At 57.4% G+C, this 14,997-nt stretch carries 19 protein-coding genes; 12 read left to right on the forward strand and 7 right to left on the reverse strand.

From position 1 onward, the window contains the following. Window positions 1-10 precede the first annotated feature (10 nt). On the reverse strand, window positions 11-1,897 hold the full coding sequence (locus VJR68_RS14795; RefSeq protein WP_324148878.1) for a hypothetical protein: 1,887 nt from the start codon (window positions 1,895-1,897) through the stop codon (window positions 11-13). Between the two features lie 71 nt (window positions 1,898-1,968). Between VJR68_RS14795 and VJR68_RS14800 the strand changes: the two genes are divergently transcribed. Then, entirely contained in the window at window positions 1,969-2,928 is a 960-nt protein-coding gene (locus VJR68_RS14800; protein ID WP_324148881.1) for a hypothetical protein, read from the forward strand. Window positions 2,929-3,766: 838 nt separating this feature from the next. Here the strand turns inward: VJR68_RS14800 and VJR68_RS14805 are convergent. Both VJR68_RS14805 and VJR68_RS14810 read right to left on the reverse strand, forming a co-directional pair. Then, window positions 3,767-4,141, reverse strand: a complete 375-nt coding sequence (locus VJR68_RS14805) for a type II toxin-antitoxin system death-on-curing family toxin (protein ID WP_324148883.1) — start codon at window positions 4,139-4,141, stop codon at window positions 3,767-3,769. Window positions 4,142-4,144: 3 nt separating this feature from the next. Further along, the gene (locus tag VJR68_RS14810; protein WP_324148885.1) at window positions 4,145-4,315 is read right to left on the reverse strand and encodes a hypothetical protein; all 171 of its coding nucleotides are present in this window, start codon (window positions 4,313-4,315) and stop codon (window positions 4,145-4,147) included. A gap of 315 nt (window positions 4,316-4,630) precedes the next feature. Between VJR68_RS14810 and rhuM the strand changes: the two genes are divergently transcribed. Further along, window positions 4,631-4,960, forward strand: a complete 330-nt coding sequence (gene rhuM, locus VJR68_RS14815) for a RhuM family protein (RefSeq protein ID WP_324148887.1) — start codon at window positions 4,631-4,633, stop codon at window positions 4,958-4,960. 224 nt (window positions 4,961-5,184) lie between these two features. After that, window positions 5,185-5,742, forward strand: a complete 558-nt coding sequence (locus VJR68_RS14820; RefSeq protein WP_324148889.1) for a dihydrofolate reductase family protein — start codon at window positions 5,185-5,187, stop codon at window positions 5,740-5,742. Window positions 5,743-5,753: 11 nt separating this feature from the next. Here the strand turns inward: VJR68_RS14820 and VJR68_RS14825 are convergent, their stop codons facing one another. Beyond that, window positions 5,754-6,374, reverse strand: a complete 621-nt coding sequence (locus VJR68_RS14825; protein WP_324148891.1) for a helix-turn-helix domain-containing protein — start codon at window positions 6,372-6,374, stop codon at window positions 5,754-5,756. A gap of 141 nt (window positions 6,375-6,515) precedes the next feature. Here VJR68_RS14825 and VJR68_RS14830 point away from each other — a divergent pair, with 141 nt between their 5' ends. Both VJR68_RS14830 and VJR68_RS14835 read left to right on the forward strand, forming a co-directional pair. Further along, window positions 6,516-7,250, forward strand: a complete 735-nt coding sequence (locus VJR68_RS14830) for an SDR family NAD(P)-dependent oxidoreductase (RefSeq protein ID WP_324148893.1) — start codon at window positions 6,516-6,518, stop codon at window positions 7,248-7,250. Between the two features lie 8 nt (window positions 7,251-7,258). Continuing rightward, on the forward strand, window positions 7,259-7,942 hold the full coding sequence (locus tag VJR68_RS14835; protein WP_324148914.1) for an NADPH-dependent F420 reductase: 684 nt from the start codon (window positions 7,259-7,261) through the stop codon (window positions 7,940-7,942). A 159-nt stretch (window positions 7,943-8,101) separates the two neighbouring features. Here VJR68_RS14835 and VJR68_RS14840 read toward each other — a convergent pair whose 3' ends face one another. Continuing rightward, on the reverse strand, window positions 8,102-9,118 hold the full coding sequence (locus VJR68_RS14840; RefSeq protein WP_324148896.1) for a zinc-dependent alcohol dehydrogenase family protein: 1,017 nt from the start codon (window positions 9,116-9,118) through the stop codon (window positions 8,102-8,104). Between the two features lie 126 nt (window positions 9,119-9,244). Between VJR68_RS14840 and VJR68_RS14845 the strand changes: the two genes are divergently transcribed. Next, on the forward strand, window positions 9,245-10,153 hold the full coding sequence (locus tag VJR68_RS14845; RefSeq protein ID WP_324148898.1) for a LysR family transcriptional regulator: 909 nt from the start codon (window positions 9,245-9,247) through the stop codon (window positions 10,151-10,153). 57 nt (window positions 10,154-10,210) lie between these two features. On the opposite strand, the gene VJR68_RS14850 is transcribed toward VJR68_RS14845, so the two are convergent. Continuing rightward, on the reverse strand, window positions 10,211-10,387 hold the full coding sequence (locus tag VJR68_RS14850) for a hypothetical protein (RefSeq protein WP_324148899.1): 177 nt from the start codon (window positions 10,385-10,387) through the stop codon (window positions 10,211-10,213). A 267-nt stretch (window positions 10,388-10,654) separates the two neighbouring features. Between VJR68_RS14850 and VJR68_RS14855 the strand changes: the two genes are divergently transcribed. From VJR68_RS14855 to VJR68_RS14880, 6 genes are all read left to right on the forward strand, one after another. Then, on the forward strand, window positions 10,655-10,978 hold the full coding sequence (locus VJR68_RS14855; protein ID WP_324148901.1) for a YkgJ family cysteine cluster protein: 324 nt from the start codon (window positions 10,655-10,657) through the stop codon (window positions 10,976-10,978). A gap of 12 nt (window positions 10,979-10,990) precedes the next feature. Beyond that, window positions 10,991-11,215 carry a hypothetical protein gene (locus tag VJR68_RS14860; RefSeq protein ID WP_324148903.1) on the forward strand — a complete coding sequence of 75 codons (225 nt, stop codon included), beginning with the start codon at window positions 10,991-10,993 and terminating at the stop codon, window positions 11,213-11,215. 66 nt (window positions 11,216-11,281) lie between these two features. After that, window positions 11,282-11,434 (forward strand): hypothetical protein, encoded by a 153-nt coding sequence (locus VJR68_RS14865; protein WP_324148905.1) that lies wholly within the window; start codon window positions 11,282-11,284, stop codon window positions 11,432-11,434. Further along, window positions 11,431-11,925: a YaiI/YqxD family protein gene (locus tag VJR68_RS14870; protein ID WP_324148907.1), complete on the forward strand. Its 495-nt coding sequence runs from the start codon at window positions 11,431-11,433 to the stop codon at window positions 11,923-11,925. Before VJR68_RS14865 ends, VJR68_RS14870 begins: the two co-directional genes overlap by 4 nt. A gap of 63 nt (window positions 11,926-11,988) precedes the next feature. Further along, on the forward strand, window positions 11,989-13,368 hold the full coding sequence (dbpA, locus tag VJR68_RS14875) for an ATP-dependent RNA helicase DbpA (RefSeq protein ID WP_324148909.1): 1,380 nt from the start codon (window positions 11,989-11,991) through the stop codon (window positions 13,366-13,368). 195 nt (window positions 13,369-13,563) lie between these two features. After that, entirely contained in the window at window positions 13,564-14,502 is a 939-nt protein-coding gene (locus VJR68_RS14880) for an alpha/beta hydrolase (RefSeq protein WP_324148911.1), read from the forward strand. 182 nt (window positions 14,503-14,684) lie between these two features. Here the strand turns inward: VJR68_RS14880 and VJR68_RS14885 are convergent. Beyond that, window positions 14,685-14,997 (reverse strand): cupin domain-containing protein (locus VJR68_RS14885; RefSeq protein ID WP_324148912.1); only part of this gene is annotated, 313 nt, incomplete at its 5' end.

A 14,997-nucleotide genomic window follows, 5' to 3' on the forward strand; every position in this document is an offset into this window, starting at 1 on the left:
GAGCTCTGTCTCAAGCAGTGAGGATGGCATTGATTGCTCCCGTCAATTCAGCTTCGGTCGCTGCGTTTCTAAATGCGTCTTGAAGCGTCCTATAACCCACATGGCGCACATTTCCGATTGGGTCGGTGATATTGACCTCATCCATGTTCTCAGAAGGCGTATTCAAAAAGCTTTGAAATGACTTAGACCAATCTGTATTTTCTTCATCTCGAGACACCAAGACCAATGGATGCCTGGAAGTCGGAGCATTATTCTTTAAATGGTCAACGCATTTTTCGTGCGAGTCCGCACGTATAGCGACTACATCCAGCTTCTTCTCCCCGGAAGTGACTGTCGCATGCGATGGCTCGCCTTGAATCGAGCCAAGGATCTTAGCTATGTCGAAAATGGTCAGAGTTTGGACCACATGCTCCAGCGCCCTTGACTCGGAGATATCCCAATCATCTGCTGTCTTACCGGCCGACGGGCAGGCTAAGCGAACAGCTTTCTCAGTAGAATACGGCTCAATACTCCGCAGCGCCTCCACAGTTAGCGAATGCCCCGCTGTTGCTTGAGGTGTAAGCACTGCGTGGGGAAATCGTACTGCAAGGCACTTCGTACCATCATCTAGATCGTCGTTGATCCATTTGATGCACGCGGGGACGATTGCAGATGGTGTTCGTCGATCCTGTTGTTCACCGAGCGGATACACGAATGGCCGCAGGATGGCATGCATCTTACCCGCAGCACCCGGGACTAGGGATGCAGGGTTTGTCTGGAAGAACGAGTGAACGCATGCGCCTCCCTCGCGAAAGAGCGCATCACGCAATTGACCTAGTTGGCCGCTTGATCGCCGCTTCGGCCCTCCGTTGCTATAAGTCGGTGAACATTCCGGCCTGGTGAATTGAGCACTTCCCGAGTGAAGCACTGCAGTCGCGCCATAATGAGTTATGCGCCCAGGGTTGATGTTTCCTGCGGTGTTGACCATGACCAAGCAGGCCCTATCGCGATGAACATTGGGTTGAATGGTTTGATCAAAAAAAGCTTCTATCTGGCCAAGAAATGATGCATGGGACGGCTGCGGATTTGATTGGACGACGAAAACCCATGAAAGCGATGTTTCAGCTTGGGCCGCGAGCGCCCTCTGTCCGAGACCAGTGACAACCCACTTCCAGACTCTCTGACCATCGACATCGGCGACCCAATCGAAGCACAAAAGAGAGCAAAAATGATAAGGCGAGATGTTGTTGTCAAACATTCCCTTAAATACAAACACCGATCTTCCCTGGAACATAGACTGGTATTGAACATTGCGTTCAACCCACGCAGGAGCAATCTTCGGCTGAATCCACCGTTCGACAACTCCATTCGGAAATTTAATCCACGTGATGCAACAGTTCACCCACTCGTGAGCCTGGATGCGATCCAGTCCGTTGTTCTCGGTATCCAGATGAGTTCCATGCGCCTGCCCGAGTGTCGAAAACTGCTCACGTGTCAGTCCGTCAACGCCGCCGATCACGACAGTACCGTTAGGCCAATCCGCGGAAGCTAGCGCGTTATCGATTAACGCAATCCCTTCGGGACCTGGGATGCTGCATTCGGGAAAAATCGTAAAATGCGTCTTTTCAGCACCATGACTTGCTGCACGCGAAACATTAAGTGTCGCGGTAACTGTATCTAACTGCCTCTGTTTTGAAGCCGGGGAACAGGTAAATGGTTCGTGGTCAGTGAATTCCACAAATGGTTGCGCGACCACCATGCCAACACCGGCATATGGAAACTGCAGATCTCGCTCTACGAGATTGACCTCAACTATATGAACCACTTTCCCCCCAAGCGGCACAATTGTTAGGAAACCACGCCCAGCAGCCAGAAAGTTGTAACACATTGATACACTTAAAATATTATCACGGGCCACGCAGAAATCCACCGTTCGACCTCACCACACCGAGCACGGCAGTTTTCGTCCATATATGACGTCCTAAAAAAATGAAGATTTGGCACCCCATAATCGATGAAGGAGCGGGCTACCTCTTCAGTCTGAGCGACTCGATTAGCGTCACTGAGGCAAAGTATCCAGGTATGTTGGCTTCCGTGGTGGACGGCAGCATGATCATTGCCAGCGACTACTCCGGCCAGCACAAAAAGGCGACCCACGAAGCATATTCGTTTGTAGTAACTACCGATCTAGCACTGCGCGAATGGCTACCGTTGTTGCGTGGGTTCCGCGAACAATGGTTGCCAGACGGTCGGCGCATCTCTTTTAAGAAGCTAAATGAACCCGTTCGCTGGCGCGCCTTGCCCGCCTTTCTGGAGACTGCAAGCAAGCTCCATGGGAATCTCATTACAGTGTTAATTGATCGGCGAGTGGGTAGCTTCATCGATGGCGGCCCTGAAGCAACAGTACGGCTTTTTCCCGACTGTTTCCCCTTAAGTACCAAACATGGAACCGTTGAGAAAATGCTGCGGCTAGCGAGTTTCGTCGCACTGATCCTATCGGGATTGCGTCGGGAAAGCCAAACTTCGATGTGGATCAGTGACCACGACGAGACACTGGACAGTCATGAGAAACGCGAAGGTTTCGCGAGATTGGCCACTTACCTTACTTTCGGCCTGACGGGTTGGAGAAACGCTGCTGAACATTTGTTCGGAACGACAGAATCACCAAAAGCACCTTACTGGTCCGAGGATGTTGCGTCATTGGCGGATCTCGCAGCAGGCGCGTATTGTCAGTTGGGCAATCACCTTCCTACTTTTTTGGGATTGGAAACCTGGCGGGTGCTAGTGGCTTCGAGCGAGGTTGAAAATCAGCGTGCTCGCGCTATTGCTGACTGGCTCGCAGGTAGTGACTTTGCTTTGAAACATATGCTGCTTCGGTTAGGGCCTGATGCTTGCGGAGAAGTGAGATCCTCTGCGCAAGCATTTACGAGAAGGGTGTCTAGCCTATAACCGGGATCTCCGTCGAAATGGCGCGTTCATTCCGTCTTTCCCCCGGCGAATTCATTTCTTGGATCACCTTCTGCTATCAACGGCACAGCGATCTCGGTCATCAGGAGCTTAGCTCGCGGTCAATTTATGCTTTAACTATGCGGACAGCTTATGCTTTAACGAACAGTGGCGGAAACCATAATTTGTCCGAAACGGACAAATTATGATTTCTGAGAAAGCATAGTTGGTCCGCTGGCGGAATCGGCTGTGATATCGGTGAAGGGGCCGGCCTCTATTTCCTACCCATGACCAAGATCTACCGCTGAAACCACCACCTGGTGGTATCACTGATCAGTGGTTTTGCGCACATTTCTCATGACGAATACCCGCCCAAAGCATCAGTCGACGACGTGATCGTCTCGACAGGAAATTCCTTTAGGAAGCGTGCGCGCTGGGCAGCGTCGATCGATTCTAACCGCTGGGACACGCTGGCCAGAACCTCCCATAGGCCTAACTCGCCGATGCTGCAAGATGTAGTGGCGCTGAGTGGTGGCGATCTTCGCGAGTTCGTCGCGCGCCTGTGTATCGTCGGACTGTCTGAAGCAGGTCTGCCACCCTCGCCGGTCACATGGGGGAGATCAGCGTGCCCCTGACGGTGGTATTGACGTGAGGGTGCTGCTTCCGGCAAGCGCCGGGCGAATTGCTCGGTTCCCGCGTACGACGACTGACTTCCTGGTCAAGGCGACCAAGATGGGGGGCGGGGATAGGACAGTTTTTTTTGCACAACCGAAGACGTCATGGACGGTTTCACGGAAGCACGCGCCATCCGGTCGCTGCATGACAAAACAGATAAGAAACTTTAGCTCGCGCTATGCAGCGAGTACAGAAAATCAGCAAGCTGTCGCTCGTCAACGATTCCCTGAGCGACGTCTACCATCACATCCTCAAGCTGAGGGGAGCGCTTGATTAGGATGCCCTGAGTTTCGCTCAAATAGGTGAGCGCAGTGACAAGCGCGGTACGCTTGTTAGCGTCGTTGAAGACATGCCCGCGGGCGATGGCAACAGCGTACATAGCGGCTATCTCAAATACATCGTCTAGCCCGGCGTACATAATGCGATTCACAACGCGGGAAAGGGCGCCCTCAATAGCGCCCATACCATGATGACCCGACAGACCACCTTCTTCCGCAAGAATCAAATCGTGAATGGCTAGCACATCCTTGGCGCTTAGCATGCGTCACCGCTTCGCAAGCGCGTGAAGTACCGCCCGATGCTCGGCGATGATCTTTTTCGCAGTGTCGATGGTGCCTGGATTCAATTTGCCGGAATTCACCAGCGGCTTTGCAGGACGGACCTTTTGGCGCTTGACTACGGGAATTCCGTACTTGTTAGGTGTGTTCTTATCCATGTAAATCTCCCAGGCTGAAGCGGCCTTATCGCATTGAGTGAAATTTTACAATGGCTCGGGTGCAAACAGATAGGTCGGTGTCACAATCTGCCAGGCAGGCGCCCGTGCCCTTGTGACGCCTACGGGTGCGTAAATCGGTCGTGCCACCCCGCATAACATCGGTGCAAAGAAGCACAATTCGCGTAAATAAATTCGATCTAACTAACTGAAAAATATAAAAATCATGCTCGACTGTTAATCAGGAGGTCGTTGGTCCGAGTCCAACTTCGGGCGCCCATAGTTTCTTCTCAGGTTCTCTCACTGAGTCTCACCCAGATGACCCAGCGTGAGATGGCCGAACTGTTCGATGTCAGCACCGACAACGTCGGCCTGCACCTTAAAAACATCTACGAGGACGGCGAACTGACGCGTGAAGCAACTACCGAGGAATCCTCGGTAGTTCAAACCGAGGGCAACCGCCAGCTGCAGCGCCCGGTCACGCTCTACAACCTCGACGCCATCCTCGCCGTAGGCTACCGCGTGCGCTCGCCGCGTGGCGTGCAGTTCCGCCGCGCTAAGAAGCACGATCGTCGAAGTGACTGCAACAAAGAATCAACAGGCCGGCCTCTGACAACTGATTCACTCCCTAAACGCAGAATTGAGTAGAGCCTGCGTCGAGTCAATATGGGCGATAGCCAATGTGCCATCCCTTTTTCTTCACAGCTCAAGGCCACAATCCAACACGAGGAGGCGGCCATGGCGTTGGCTAACAAAAGGATTTCCAGCCGCGCTTCTATGCGCGTCAAACTGTGTTCAAAATCATCCGTCGCCTTAGGGAATAAAGCGCTCACAATCCCATCATCCCGAAGACTCTCGACAGGAGACTTCCCATGGCAAAGCTCGTGTTCGGATTGATGCAATCCCTGGATGGCTATGTCGACCACCTGGAACTGGGACCTCCTGCCCCGTCGGCCTTTCGCCATTTCGTGGAGCACGTGCGCGGCCTGGCGGGCATGCTCTACGGCCGCCGCATGTACGAGATTATGCGTTATTGGGACGATGATCTTCCGGGCTGGGACGCGGACGACCGCGACTTTGCGGCGATATGGCGAAGCAAGCCGAAGTGGGTCGTGTCGCGCTCGCTGACGTCAGTCGGCCCGAACGCCACCCTTGTCGCCGATGACATCGCGGCGGCAATACGAGGACTGAAGAACAAACTCGCCGGGGAGATCGATGTCGCCGGACCCGATCTGGCGCGAAGCCTGACCGATCTTGGTCTCATCGATGAGTATCGACTTTACTTCCGCCCCGTCGTGCTTGGTCGTGGCACGCCGTTCTTCATGGGTTCGCGGCCACGTCTGCGCTTCGTGGCTAGCGATTTGATCGGCGAAGACATGATCAGGTTGACGTATGTTCCGCTTAACGGCGCCTCAGACGATGCTGCGTAAGCACCGCTATCTCATTTGCTGGACCGTGCTCGAACACCGGATCGCCGAGCTGATTTAGCAGGGCTCTTCTTGGCATCGTTGCGCGACGGCTTGGTCAGGATCGCGCTCGCGATAATGTGGAAGAGATGATCGGCGCGCGGCGCGAAAGCGGGTTGGCCGGCAGCCCAGCCGAGCGACGACATCAGGGCGAACAGGTCGGCACCATCCATGTCGGCGCGTGCCGTTCCCTCGGCCTGGGCACGGAGCAGCAACCGCTCTCCCACCGAATGCACCGTTGCACATGACGTGTAAAGCGCGGACTCCGGATCTTCGTGCGCGCTCGCGATCAAGTCGACCACGCCGCGATAGCTTTGGACGAATGCCACCCCATCGCGAAACCAGGAGACGAGCGCTTCGTCTGCTGGCATTGATGTTTCGAGTTCGTCTGCTTTCTGCGCCAGTGCGTCCAGCGTCGTACTCATCAACGCTTCAAACAGCGCTTCTCGCGTGGGGAAATGACGAAGCAGCGTGGCCAGACCGACGTCGGCACGGCGCGCGATATCCCGCATGGACGCATCGACACCGTCCTCAGCGACAACGTCGCGCGCGACGGCAAGCAGGTGACTGTAATTTTTTCTGGCGTCGGCTCGCATGGTTTTGCCTTGACAACCGGATCAGTGCTCCATATATTCGGAGCACTGATCCGTTTATATGGATCACTGGTCCACAAGATACAGCGCAGCCGTACAAATGGAAACGGCGCCGCTGTCCGACACGACGAAAGGTGAAAAATCATGGGAAAGCTCGAAGGCAAAGTTGCAGTTATCACAGGCGGATCGAGCGGCATGGCGCTGGCAAGCGCCAAGCGGTTCGTTGAAGAAGGCGCGTACGTTTTCATCACCGGCCGAAGGCAGGAAGTGCTCGACGAGGCCGTCAAGCTGATTGGCCGCAACGTGACCGGCGTACGCGGCGATGCGTCCAATCTGGACGACCTCGACCGCTTGTTCGATATCGTCAAGCGGGAAAAGGGCAGGATCGACGTCCTGTTCGCAAGCGCCGGCACAGGCGAAGCGGTTCCCCTTGGCGACATGACGGAGCAGCATTTCGATGCGACCTTCGGCCTCAATACACGCGGCACTGTGTTTACCGTGCAGAAGGCGCTGCCGCTGTTCAACGATGGCGGATCGATCTTCATGACCGGATCGGTGGCTTCGGTAAAAGGGTTTCCTGGTTACGGCGTGTATGCGGCGAGCAAGGCGGCCTTGCGCTCTTTCGCGCGCACGTGGCTCAACGAATTGAAGGGCCGACATATCCGGGTGAACGTACTGAGCCCGGGGCCGATCGCCACGCCGATGCAGGATCAGGTTCTCACCGAAGATGCGAAAAGGATGTTCGAATCCTTGATCCCGCGAGGAACGATGGGACGCCCTGAGGAAATCGCGACGGTCGCGGTGTTTCTTGCTTCAAACGATTCCAGCTTCGTGAATGGCGTGGAGTTGTCTGTCGACGGCGGCTTCTCGGCCATCTGACATCGCGCCTGAAAGCGCGTAGTGCCTCGCACTCCCGCAAGACGCGTGTCGCACCGGGATCATGCGGGGCAACCCACCTCAACACGAATCGGAATACCCATATGAATTACGCCATCGTAGGCTTCGGCGCGGTTGGCCAGGCGCTGGCCCGCATGTTCGCCCGCAAGGGCATCGAAGTGGCAGTAGCAAGCAGGCATCCGCCTGAAGCGCTAGCGCCACAGGCAAACGCGATGGGTCCAACCATCATTCCCAAGACCTTGAAGGACGCGCTCGAGGCGGACATCGTTCTGCTGGCTGTCCGTTACGAGCAGCACCCGGAGGTCGCGAAGGCACGGGCAAGCTGGGCGGGCAAGATCGTGATCGACGTCATGAACACGCTCGACGATTTGAACGGCGTGCCTTCCTCTTCGGTCGTCGCCCAAGCCCTGCCCGGCGCGCAATTGGTCAAGGCGTTCAATCACCTGCCTGCTCGCGTTCTTGCGGAAGATCCTGCCGTCAACGGCGGACGGCGGGTGGTATTCCTGTCGAGCGACGATGAAAGCGCGACCGCAAAAGTCACCAGTCTTGCTGAGCAGCTTGGCTACGCACCGGTCAATCTCGGCAAGATTGCGGAAGGCGGTCTGCTCGTGCAGGGGCGGAATGGGAGCTGGGCGCCACTGGTCTTCCAGGACCTGTTCAAGAAGGGACAGTGACTACGCAGTAGAAACGACAGCAATCGCCTCGGCTGCGGCGGGCGCGGATGTCGATAGATCCATCAGGTAGGCTGGAATGAATCCCCGCATCGGAAACCACAAGCACAAGCTGGGATTTCATCCCAGCCTACAATAACAAGCAAGCGAGGAAGTGCGCGCTTACACCCGCAACAATGTCTTGATCGCGCGACGCTCATCCATGGCGCGATAGCCTTCCGCCACGTCGGCCAACGGCAGTTGCTGATCGAACACTTTGCCGGGATTGATCTTGCGCGTGAGCACCAGATCCATCAGCTGCGGCAGGAATCGGCGCACCGGTGCCGGTCCGCCAAGCATCCCCACTTGTGCGAAGAACAGCGACTGGCCATCGAACTCCACGCCATGAGGCACGCCGACGAAGCCAACCATCGAGCCTGGGCGGGCGCTCTTCAGCGCCTGCTGCATGGATTCTTGCGTGCCCACGCACTCCAACACGGAATCCGCGCCCACACCGTGCGTCAACGCCTTGATCTGTGCGATGCCCGCATCGCCGCGCTCGGTCACAATATCCGTCGCACCGTATTCCAGCGCGAGTTCCTGTCGTTGTTTATGCCGGCTCATGGCGATGATGCGCGCGGCGCCCATTTGTTTTGCGGACAACACACCCATCAGGCCGACCGCACCGTCTCCGACCACCACTACGGTCGAACCTGGCTGCACGCGCGCCGCATCGGCGGCATACCAGCCGGTACCGAGCACATCAGACACCGCGAGCAGACTGGGAATGAGATCGTCGGACGGCATCTCGGCGGTGGGAACCAACGTGCCATCGGCCAACGGCACGCGAGCGTAAGGCGCCTGCGCACCGCTCATGAATTCGCGCTGCACGCAGGACGACTGAAAACCATGTTGGCAGTGCGGACACGTGTTGTCGGAGAGACAGAACGAGCCCACCACAAACTGGCCAGGCTTGACGGTGGTGATAGCGCTGCCGACCTCAACGACAACACCGCAATACTCATGCCCCATGTGGGCAGGCCCATTCGTGCCTTGCAGTCCGCGATACGGCCACAGGTCGGAACCGCAGATGCACGATGCCGAAAGCTTGATGATCGCGTCCGTGGGTTGAAGAATTTTTGGATCGTCGACGTGCTCGTATCGCACGTCACCGGGACCATGTAGAACCGTGGCAAGCATGGGCAATCTCCGTTCAACGCTGGCAGGACATCAGGCAGTCTGGCGCCCCAGGCCGCCCAGGACTAGGTGATGAATGCTTACATGGCCTATAAGTGCAGCTAATGAATGGACGTGCCAGAGTAGGCCATGGCCAAGCGCAACCTCAACGATCTGCAGACGTTTGTCGTCGTGGCCCGCGAGGGCAGCTTCACCCGTGCCGCGGCCCAGCTGGGACTCACACAATCGGCGTTGAGCCAGTCGATACGCAGCCTGGAAGAACGACTCGGCATTCGCCTGCTCACGCGCACCACCCGCAGCGTGTCGCCGACCGAAGCCGGCGAGCGGTTGCTGCAAACGATCGGCCAACGCTTCGACGAGATCGAAGCAGAACTGGATGCACTGACCGCATTGCGCGACAAACCCGCCGGCACCGTGCGCATTACCTGCGGCGATCACGTGTTGCGGAATGTGATCCTGCCTAAGCTGCTGCCGGTGCTACGCGAATACCCTGATGTGCGAATCGAGTTCGACGTCAACTATGGATTCCGTGACATCGTGGCGGATCGCTTCGATGCCGGCGTGCGTCTGGGGGAGAGTGTCGACAAGGACATGATCGCCATGCCGATCGGGCCGCCCTTGCGAATGGCTGCCGTTGCATCGCCCGCCTACTTTGCCGCGCACAAGGCGCCCAAAAAACCGCAGGATCTGCTGTCGCACGCTTGCATCAATCTGCGCATGCCCACCTATGGTGGTCTTTACGTGTGGGAATTCGAGCGCCGCGGCCGTGCCATGAATGTCCATGTCAACGGGCAGCTGACCTTCAATACCAGCCCGCTCATCGTCCAGGCAGCGCTCGCGGACATGGGCGTGGCGTTTCTTCCCGAAGAGGAATTTACGACGCACCTTGATGACGGTCGTCTCGTCCGCGTGCTGGAAGAATGGTGTCCGCCCTTCCCTGGCTACTATCTCTACTATCCAAGCCGCCGCCAGCCTTCGCCAGCATTCACGCTGGTGCTCAATGCGTTGCGCTTGTCCGGATCTGATTCACGCGCATAGAGGGTCGCCACGTTCAAAGCATGCGCATGCATGTGTCATGCGCTCACGCGGTTGCGATCATCTTTTCTTTTCCACAGTCGTTTTCTCAGGCGCCTGACCCGAATGCTGCGCATCGCGCGCAAAGTTGTTCGTGGACTTGAATTCTTTAGCCTGCTCGACCACCGAAGTAATTTGCTTGCCGGAATAAACCGAGTGAATGGCGGCTACCGACAAAGGCTTGGGTGAATTGTTCATACGAGCACCTGGAGATGGACGGCTTGAACTGTCGAACATACTCCTAAACGAGGGGCCGTGCTGCGTCTTTGCTTTCGTATACAGCCCGGTCCTGCCGGTACACCATCTCTGATGTAATATGGGCCTTTGCAAGCCGCCTGCCTCTCCTGGCGTCCCGCGCGACTGTTTCTCCGGTTGCCCGCTTCGCTCCCTCATTTCACGCGTCAAGCATTCTCCCTTGCGAGAGTAGCGCCCTTCGGGAGCACCCATGCCGTTTCAATCGCAAATATGAACTCGCCCAGCAAGCACGCCAAAGGCAAGGCACACTGCTCGATCTGCGATGCGGTGTGTTGCCGCCTGGTGGTGGTGCTGGAAGATGGAGACGACATTCCCGCTCACCTCACCAGCCAGTTGCCGCAAGGCCATCGCGTGATGGCGCATGGCGAAGATGGCTGGTGTGTCGCGATGGATCGCACGCATATGAATTGCAGCATTTATGAAAACCGCCCCGCCGTGTGCCGACGCTTCGTGATGGGCGGGCCGTATTGCAAGGCCATCCGCGCGGAATATCGCGAACAACATACTGGCAACACCAAGATCATCCCGAAATGAGAGGAATCCCGCATGTCTAACTATCGCCAACCCGGCACCCCTTACACCGGCTCGGCCTCTCCCAAGACGCTGACCAGCGAACGCATCGCCGCGGATATTGCCGCCTTCAACAAGGCCGGCGGGCATATTGAAGTACTGGGCAACACGCCGTTTCACCACAAGCCCCAAGAAGACAAACCGTCCACCAGCGCAAAAAGCGCCGCAACGGGCGCCGATTCATCGTCCGGCAAAAAGTAAGCATTGGCATACCGTGCCGCTGCATTGAGCGCCCCCTCATAACATCGATCAAGCGAGACAAATCACTTGGCAAAGACAAACTATTCCTTTGAAAAGCGCCAGCGCGAGTTGGCCAAGAAGAAACAGCAAGACGCCAAGCAAGCGAAGAAAAAAGCGTCGCGCGACGACAACGCAAAACCCGGCGATACCCGGCCGTCTCCACCCGAAGGTTACGTATGAATGCAGCCGAGCCCGCCTCGCCACAGGTATGGGTGGATGGCGATGCGTGCCCCAGCGTGATCAAGGCGATTCTTTTTCGCGCGGCCGAACGCGCCAAGATCTACGTCACGCTGGTTGCCAATCAAAGCTTGTCGCGGCCGCCGTCGCGTTACATTCGCGCAATGGTTGTAAGGGGCGGCCTGGACGAAGCCGATAACGAAATCGTCGAACGCATGCGGCCAGGTGACTTGGTCGTCACCCAGGATATTCCCCTCGCCGCGCGCGTCATCGACAAAGGCGGCGTGGCAGTCAATCCTCGCGGCGAGCGCTACACACCCGATAACATGGCCGAACGTCTGTCGATGCGTAATTTCATGGAAGAGCTGCGCGGCGCCGGTGTTCAAACCGGCGGCCCATCGGCCTTTCACGCACGCGATCGACAGGCTTTCGCCAATCAACTCGACCGCTGGCTGGCTCAGCACGCAACGAAAAACATCGTGCCAGGCGAATGATTTTCGGGCTGATGGAACAACGCCGGTTCCATCGCTCATCAGAAGACTATGCGATCATGTTGCATGACCGCCTTCAGCACACTCCCTCTCAAACCCGCCTTGCTCGCCAGTGTCGAAACACTCGGCTACAGCGCGATGACACCCATCCAGGCGCAAAGCCTGCCCGCCATGCTGGAAGGGCGCGACGTGATCGCCCAGGCCCAGACCGGCAGCGGCAAAACCGCCGCGTTCGGGCTGAGTTTGCTGCAGGCCCTGCAGGTGGAAACCATTCGCCTGCAAGCGCTGGTGCTGTGTCCCACGCGTGAGCTGGCCGATCAGGTCAGCAAGGCCATCCGGAAACTCGCGGCGAATATCCCCAACGTGAAACTGCTGACCTTGTGCGGTGGCATGCCACTGGGGCCGCAACTGGCCTCGCTTACGCACGATCCGCATATCGTGGTTGGCACGCCCGGTCGCGTGCAGGAGCATTTGAAGCGCGGGAGCCTGCATGGCGGCGGCATCAAGGTGCTGGTGCTGGACGAAGCCGACCGCATGCTGGACATGGGTTTCAGCGATGCCATCGACGATATCGTCGGCCGCATCGCCAAGCATCACCAGACGCTGCTCTTTTCAGCCACCTATCCGGATGACATCCGCGAAGCAAGCCGGCGCATGCAGCGCAATCCTGTCGAGATAATCATCGAGGCGCCAGTCGACGCACAACCCGCGATCGAACAACGCTTCATCGACGTTGAGCCCGCCCGCAAGCTCGACGCACTCGCGACGCTGCTGACCGGTGAACGTGGCCAGCACGCGCTGGTGTTCTGCAATATGCGGCGCGACGTGGATACCGTGGCGAATGAACTGGATGCCCGGGGTTTTTCTGCGCTGGCGCTGCATGGCGATATGGAACAGCGCGATCGTGACGAGGTGCTGGTGCAATTCGCCAATCGCAGTTGCGCGGTGCTGGTCGCCACCGACGTGGCCGCGCGCGGTCTGGACATCACCGCGCTACCGCTGGTGATCAGCTATGACGTTGCGCATGATCCCGATACGCATACACACCGTATTGGCCGCACTGGTCGCGCTGGTCAGACTGGCCTCGCGATAACGCTATGCACGCCGCGCGAACAACCCAAAGCCCAGAACATCGAACAAGTGCTCGGCAAGCAGTTGCCGTGGCATCCACTGAAATTGTCGGCACCGCATGGCAAAACGTTGAATCTGGCACCGATGAAGACCTTGGTGATCGATGCTGGCCGCCAGGACAAACTTCGCCCTGGCGATATTCTTGGCGCGTTGACCGGCAGCGCTGGCTTGAGCGCGGATGATGTGGGCAAGATCGATGTTTTTGCCACGCGTGCTTATGTGGCGGTGAAGCGGGCGCTCGCGAATAAGGCATTGGAGCGTTTGCGTGCCGGGAAGATCAAAGGGCGCAATTTGCGGGTGCGGGCGTTGGGGTAGTGGCTATGGCACTGGCTTAGGTCGTAACTCGCTCGAATATTGCGAATCACCTTGCGAGTAGGCTGGGATGAAATCCCAGCTTTCCCGCGACTTCCCATGCTGGGATTTCATCCCAGCCTACGGTTACATACGCACTTGATGTTCATGGCGTTACCATCGGCAACCGGCTGATAGCACACCCGCTGGAGTATGTAGATGATAAAAATGCTTCCTTTGCTGGCCGCAGGCATGGTGCTGGGAACCTCGGCCCATGCGGCCTCGCTCACTTCAACTTCCGCCACTACCACTTACCACCGCACGACCGTCGACGGTGTTGGCATGTTCTATCGCGAAGCCGGCCCCAAGAACGCGCCGACCATCGTGCTTCTGCATGGGTTTCCGTCTTCGTCGCGGCAATTCGATGCCCTTATGCCGCTGCTCGCCACACGCTTTCATCTGATCGCGCCGGACTACCCGAGCTTCGGTCAAAGCGACACACCTGCACCGTCCGCATACACCTATACGTTCGATCACCTGGCGAAAACGACCAACGATCTGCTCGAACAACTCGGTGTGAATCGCTACACGCTGTACATGCACGATTACGGCGGCCCGGTCGGTTTTCGCATCATGCTGGCGCATCCAGAGCGCGTGCAGGCCTTGATCGTCTCCAACGCCAACGCGTACCAGGAAGGGCTCGGCAAAAAGTGGGGCGCGATTGCACGCTACTGGGCCGATCCCAAAGCGCATCCAGAAGTGTTGGATGCCTTCATCTCGTTCGAGGCCACCGAGAAACGCCACACGCTAGGCACCACACATCCCGAACGCTACAACCCGGATAGCTGGACGGACGAATACGCGCATCTGTCACAGCCAGGACAACGCGAGATCCAGGGCAACCTGCTTTACGACTATCGCACCAATGTGGCGGCTTATCCGACTTGGCAGGCGTGGCTCCGGCATCACAAGCCACCGACGCTGGTGGTCTGGGGCAAGAACGATCCATCGTTTATAGCCGCCGGCGGTGAAGCGTATAAGCGCGATCTCCCGAATGCCGAGATCCATCTGGTGGACGCTGGTCATTTTCCGTGGGATGAAAAGCTGGACGAGATCGCTGCCCTTGTCCTGGATTTCATGAGCAGGCAGAAGCTGTAGCTTTTTTGCGCAAGTCGCTCAGGCCGCAAACTCATAGGCACTACACATTACGGCGGTCTTGGAGAGCAGAGCTTATGAAGCGTGCGCCAGCGTAGGCTAGGATGAAATCCCGGCTTTCCTGCGGGTTTCCATCGCCATGACTCGACCAAAGGCATACGTCATGCTCGCAACGCGGCGAGCACTCAGTGCACCGGCACCAGCACCGGCTTGTTCTGGTCTTTCAGCAGGAACACGACAAACTTGGCCGGCTTGGTGCTGCTGGCATTGCGGCCGACGGTATGCACATCGTCAGGCCCTTCATAGAACGTCTGCCCCGGCCCCAGGGTGACGTCCTTGCCGCCATTCACGCCCATCACGATGGAACCTTCGAGCACGTACACAAACGCATCGGCGTAGTGGCGATGCACCGGATCGACCGAGCCGGGCGGGTAGGTCACCACGATCATCTTGCCTTCCTTGCCGGGATAATCCTTGAGCGCCTTGGTCATCAACGTG

The sequence above is a fragment of the Dyella sp. genome (genome assembly GCF_035277725.1).
Taxonomy (GTDB): domain Bacteria; phylum Pseudomonadota; class Gammaproteobacteria; order Xanthomonadales; family Rhodanobacteraceae; genus Dyella_B.

Coding starts and splice junctions, on each gene's coding strand:
- rhuM (WP_324148887.1), top strand. CDS start 4,631: ATGACCCAGCGTGAGATGGCCGAACTGTTCGATGTCAGCACCGACAAC.
- VJR68_RS14805 (WP_324148883.1), bottom strand. CDS start 4,141: ATGCTAAGCGCCAAGGATGTGCTAGCCATTCACGATTTGATTCTTGCG.
- VJR68_RS14825 (WP_324148891.1), bottom strand. CDS start 6,374: ATGCGAGCCGACGCCAGAAAAAATTACAGTCACCTGCTTGCCGTCGCG.
- VJR68_RS14880 (WP_324148911.1), top strand. CDS start 13,564: ATGATAAAAATGCTTCCTTTGCTGGCCGCAGGCATGGTGCTGGGAACC.
- VJR68_RS14800 (WP_324148881.1), top strand. CDS start 1,969: ATGAAGATTTGGCACCCCATAATCGATGAAGGAGCGGGCTACCTCTTC.
- VJR68_RS14855 (WP_324148901.1), top strand. CDS start 10,655: ATGAACTCGCCCAGCAAGCACGCCAAAGGCAAGGCACACTGCTCGATC.
- VJR68_RS14820 (WP_324148889.1), top strand. CDS start 5,185: ATGGCAAAGCTCGTGTTCGGATTGATGCAATCCCTGGATGGCTATGTC.
- VJR68_RS14870 (WP_324148907.1), top strand. CDS start 11,431: ATGAATGCAGCCGAGCCCGCCTCGCCACAGGTATGGGTGGATGGCGAT.
- VJR68_RS14845 (WP_324148898.1), top strand. CDS start 9,245: ATGGCCAAGCGCAACCTCAACGATCTGCAGACGTTTGTCGTCGTGGCC.
- VJR68_RS14830 (WP_324148893.1), top strand. CDS start 6,516: ATGGGAAAGCTCGAAGGCAAAGTTGCAGTTATCACAGGCGGATCGAGC.
- VJR68_RS14810 (WP_324148885.1), bottom strand. CDS start 4,315: ATGGATAAGAACACACCTAACAAGTACGGAATTCCCGTAGTCAAGCGC.
- VJR68_RS14840 (WP_324148896.1), bottom strand. CDS start 9,118: ATGCTTGCCACGGTTCTACATGGTCCCGGTGACGTGCGATACGAGCAC.
- VJR68_RS14850 (WP_324148899.1), bottom strand. CDS start 10,387: ATGAACAATTCACCCAAGCCTTTGTCGGTAGCCGCCATTCACTCGGTT.
- dbpA (WP_324148909.1), top strand. CDS start 11,989: ATGACCGCCTTCAGCACACTCCCTCTCAAACCCGCCTTGCTCGCCAGT.
- VJR68_RS14860 (WP_324148903.1), top strand. CDS start 10,991: ATGTCTAACTATCGCCAACCCGGCACCCCTTACACCGGCTCGGCCTCT.